Source organism: Wolbachia endosymbiont of Tuta absoluta (assembly GCF_059414725.1).
Map to the genome: position 1 here is coordinate 1 of NZ_JBNRJY010000103.1, position 1,170 is coordinate 1,170.

The following is a 1,170-nucleotide window of genomic DNA, read 5'->3' on the forward strand; positions in this document are numbered from 1 at the left end:
AATTATGACAGCGATAGTAGAAGCATTTGGAAAGCCGCATGTAAACGTGGGAACGATAGGACATGTGGATCATGGGAAGACAACGTTAACAGCGGCGATAACAAAGCATTATGGTAATTTTGTAGCATATGATCAAATAGATAAAGCGCCAGAAGAAAGAAAGAGAGGGATAACAATAGCAACAGCGCATGTTGAATATCAAACAGAAAAGAGACACTATGCACACGTTGATTGCCCTGGACATGCTGATTATGTAAAGAATATGATAGTAGGTGCAGCACAGATGGATGCAGCGATATTGGTAGTGTCAGGGGTTGATGGGCCGATGCCACAAACGAGAGAGCATATATTGCTGGCAAAACAGGTGGGTGTTGGATATATCGTGGTATATATAAATAAAGCTGATGTTGCTGATGCTGATATGATAGATTTGGTAGAGATGGAAGTGAGAGAGTTGCTGAGTAAGTATGGATTTCCAGGTGATGAAGTGCCTATGATAGTTGGGTCTGCGTTAAAAGCATTAGAGGATGATAGTAGTGAGTATGGAAAGAAATCAATAGATAAATTGATGGAGAAGTTAGATGAGTATGTGGCAGTACCTCCAAGGCCTATAGATTTGCCGTTTTTGTTGCCAATAGAAGATGTATTTTCAATATCGGGCCGAGGGACGGTAGTAACAGGAAGAATAGAGAAGGGGGAGATAAAGACAGGGGATGAGATAGAGATAATAGGTCTGAAAGCGACGCAAAAGACGATATGTACTGGTGTTGAGATGTTTAAGAAGTTGCTAGATAAGGGAAGTGCAGGACTCAATGTAGGAATACTACTAAGAGGAACAAAGAGAGAAGAAGTGGAGAGAGGGCAAGTATTGGCAAAACCAGGGACAATAACCCCGCATAAGAAATTTAATGCGGAGGTGTATATATTGAAGAAAGAAGAAGGAGGAAGGCATACACCATTTTTTGGAAATTATCAGCCACAGTTTTATTTAAGGACAACGGATGTAACTGGGAGCATAAAATTGCTAGATGGAAAGGAGATGGTAATGCCAGGGGACAATGTAAGTATAGAAGTGGAGTTGCAAGTACCAATAGCAATGGATAAAGGATTACGTTTTGCGATAAGAGAAGGTGGTAGAACTGTTGGTTCTGGCGTTGTTTCGGAAATTTT

1 protein-coding gene is annotated in these 1,170 nt (G+C 40.8%); it reads left to right on the top strand.

Going from position 1 to position 1,170, the window contains the following annotated elements:
- Positions 1–4: 4 nt before the first annotated feature.
- Positions 5–1,170 (top strand): elongation factor Tu (gene tuf, locus ACJ5GX_RS01235; RefSeq protein WP_495292604.1); only part of this gene is annotated, 1,166 nt, incomplete at its 3' end.